Origin of the sequence: Enhygromyxa salina (assembly GCF_002994635.1) — a bacterium.
GTDB classification, from domain to species: domain Bacteria; phylum Myxococcota_A; class Polyangia; order Nannocystales; family Nannocystaceae; genus Plesiocystis; species Plesiocystis salina_B.
Genome location: NZ_PVNL01000009.1, coordinates 1 through 3,104, shown reverse-complemented (window position 1 = coordinate 3,104; position 3,104 = coordinate 1). Strand labels below are relative to the sequence as shown.

General features: G+C 66.3%; 3 protein-coding genes. 1 reads left to right on the top strand and 2 read right to left on the bottom strand.

Annotated elements, in window-relative coordinates; all coding sequences use genetic code 11:
* The coding region (locus ENSA7_RS01830) for a LuxR C-terminal-related transcriptional regulator (RefSeq protein ID WP_219907894.1) at positions 1–344 on the top strand (344 nt) is incomplete at its 5' end.
* Here the strand turns inward: ENSA7_RS01830 and tesB are convergent.
* Together tesB and pilB are read right to left on the bottom strand one after the other, a co-directional pair.
* Positions 336–1,211: an acyl-CoA thioesterase II gene (gene tesB / locus ENSA7_RS01825; protein WP_106087455.1), complete on the bottom strand. Its 876-nt coding sequence runs from the start codon at positions 1,209–1,211 to the stop codon at positions 336–338. The two genes, ENSA7_RS01830 and tesB, sit on opposite strands and share 9 nt — an antisense overlap.
* 112 nt (positions 1,212–1,323) lie before the next feature.
* Complete coding sequence (gene pilB / locus ENSA7_RS01820; protein WP_106087454.1) at positions 1,324–3,039, bottom strand: type IV-A pilus assembly ATPase PilB; 1,716 nt, start codon at positions 3,037–3,039, stop codon at positions 1,324–1,326.
* Positions 3,040–3,104: the final 65 nt, after the last annotated feature.

The following is a 3,104-nucleotide window of genomic DNA, read 5'->3' as shown; positions in this document are numbered from 1 at the left end:
GCCCTCACCCCGCCAGCGGCGCCCCCCAGACCCGCACCCGGCGAGACCCAACCACCCACGGTGTTCGAGTCAGCGCGTACCTCCGGCAGCTGGTCGACGCGGCGACCGAGGCGTTCGCGTTCACCCAGCGCGAGCGACACGTCCTCCACCACGTCCTCTACGGCCGCAGCACACAGGTGATCGCCGCCCGCCTGAGGATCCGCGAGACCTCGGTCCACAAGCACATGCACCGAATCTTCGCCGCGACGCAGACCAACAGCCGAAAGCGACTGCTCGACCTCGCGCTGCGGCTCGCCGCCCGGCGCAGTGCCTCACCCGCCCCCCGCGGCCTCCGGCTAGTCTGAAACCCTTTCGCGCCGCCGCATCAACCCCTCTTGCGCGGTCGAAGCCACCAGCCGCCCATCACGAGCAAACACCCGCCCCCGCACGAGCCCCCGACCCCCATGCGCGGCCGGGCTGTCCACGACATGCAGCAGCCAGTCGTCGACCCGCACGTCCTGATGAAACCACATCGTGTGATCCAAGCTGGCGACCTGCATCCCCCGGGTCAACCACGTGACCGCGTGCGGCAACATGGCCGTGGTCAAGAACGCAAAGTCCGAGGCGTACGCCAGCAAGTAGCGGTGCAGCGCCGGATCATCCGGCAAGCTCCCGGTCGCCTTGAGCCAGAACATCCGCGCGGGCTCGCGGGCCTCGGGCGTGAGTGGGTTGCTGACGGGCTCGAGCGGCCGCATCTCGAACGGCCGCTGGGCCAGCGCCTGCGCGCGCAAGAATTCGGGCAGCTGCTCGGCGTACTGGGCAGCGCGCTCTTGCTCGGTCGGCACGGTCTCGGGCGCGGCGGCGGCCGGCATCACGTCCTGATGCTCAAACCCTGGCTCCACGATCTGAAACGACGCAGCGAGGTTGAAGATCGCCTTGCCGTTCTGAATCGCAACCACGCGCCGGGTCGTGAACGACTTGCCGTCGCGGATCCGATCGACCTCATACACGATCGGTCGATCGACGGCCCCGGCTCGCAAGAAGTAGCCATGCAGCGAGTGCACGTGGCGATCCTCGGGGACGGTCTGGACCGCGGCCGAGAGCGCCTGGCCGAGCACCTGTCCGCCGTAGACGGTGCCCCAGCCGAGGTCCTGCGACTGACCGCGGAACAGGTTGACCTCGATCCGCTCGAGCGCGAGGAGGGTGACGAGTTCGTCGAGTACTTGGCTCATGACAGCGTGCGTCGAGTGTCACCGGGTTCGACGCCCACGCAAAGCCCCCCGCGCGGACGCCTGCCGCAACCTCTGCACGTGCGAACCGCGGGCGCCGCGGCCGAACAGCCCGTCAGTCAGCAGCGGTGACGCGGACGATCTCTTCGACCGTCGTCATGCCTTCGGCGATCTTGTTGAGCCCCGAGCGCCGCAGCGTGTTCATGCCCAGGCGGATCGCCTCGGACTTGAGCTCGGTCGTGGACGCGCCCTGCAAGATTAGATCTTTGAGCCCGTCCTTGAGCAGCATGACCTCGTAGAGCGCGACGCGACCCTTGTAGCCGGAGTCCGAGCAGGTCTTGCAGCCCTTGCCCCGCATCGGCTGGCACTGCTTGGCCTCGGCCGGCTTCATGCCCGCTTCGACCAACATCTGCGGCGTGGTCGCCGTGTCGGGCTTCTTGCAGTCCTTGCAGATCCGCCGGGCGAGCCGCTGGGCGACGATCAAGTTGACCGAGGCGGTGACCAGGAACGGCTCGACGCCCATGTTGAGCAGGCGGTTGACGGTCGAGGGCGCGTCGTTGGTGTGCAGGGTCGAGAGCACCATGTGCCCGGTGAGCGCGGCCTTGACCGCGATCTCGGCGGTCTCGAAGTCACGGATCTCGCCGACCATGATGATGTCGGGATCTTGACGCAGGAACGAGCGCAGCGCGGCGGCGAAGTTCAGGCCGATGTCGTCGTGCATCTGGACCTGGTTGATGCCCGCGAGGTTGAACTCGACCGGATCCTCGGCGGTCGAGATGTTGACCTCGTCGTCGTTGAGCTCCGAGAGCGCCGAGTACAGCGTGGTGGTCTTGCCCGAGCCGGTCGGGCCGGTGACCAGGCACATGCCGTAGGGCCGGTGGATCGCGTCCTTGAAGTCGTCGAGCGGGCCTTGCTCGAACCCCAGCTTCATCATGTCGAGCTGCAGGTTCTCCTTGTCGAGCAGACGCAGGACGATCTTCTCGCCGTAGAGCGTGGGCAGGCACGAGACCCGAAAGTCCATCTCGCGGCCCTTGGCCATCTTGATCTTGATGCGCCCGTCCTGCGGCAGCCGACGCTCGGCGATGTCGAGGTTGGCCATGATCTTGAGCCGCGAGGTGATCGCGTTCTTGAGCTTGAGCGGGGCGTTCATCTCGTGGTGAAGCACGCCGTCGATCCGGTAGCGGACCCGGTAGCTCTTCTCGTAGGGCTCGATGTGGATGTCGCTGGCGGCCTTGTTGATCGCGTTGACCAAGATCAGGTTGCAGAGCTTGACGACCGGGGCCTGCTCGGCCTCGTTCTGGCTGTCGACGATCGAGAACTCGTCCTCGCCGGTGTCCTCGAACTCGATGTCGTCGAGCTCGAGGTCACCGAGCACCTCCTGGTACGAGGCGGTCTCTTCATTCCTGGCCGAGTAGTAGTGCTCGATCGCGGCTTCGATCGCGGCGTCGGTGCTGACGACGGCCTCGATGTGGAGCCCGGTCATGAACTTGACGTCGTCGACCGCGTAGATGTTGGACGGATCCGCCATCGCGACGATCAAGCTGTTGCCGGCTTGCTGGACCGGGATCAGCACGTGCTTGGTCGCCACTTCGCGCGGCACGAGGCTGATGACGTCGGGGTCGATCTCGAAGTCGTCGAGCGTGATCGAGGGGACGCCGTACTGCTTCGACAAGAAGTCGGTCAGCTCGGTCTCTTGCAGGATCCCCAGCTTGGTCAGGCTGTAGGCGAGCCGTTTGCCGGTCGCGTGCTGGTCCTTTTGCGCCTCGCGCAGCTGGTCGGTGGAGATCAGGTTCTCGCGGACGAGAAGTTCGCCAATTCGGTCTGAAGCCATGGGGTTGAGTCTCGGGTCGAGCGCGCCTGGCAGTCGCTGAAGTGGGACGGGAGGGGGAGGGGGAG

Excerpts from the sequence above, each read along its gene's own strand:
- tesB (WP_106087455.1), bottom strand. The coding sequence starts at position 1,211 with ATGAGCCAAGTACTCGACGAACTCGTCACCCTCCTCGCGCTCGAGCGG.
- pilB (WP_106087454.1), bottom strand. The coding sequence starts at position 3,039 with ATGGCTTCAGACCGAATTGGCGAACTTCTCGTCCGCGAGAACCTGATC.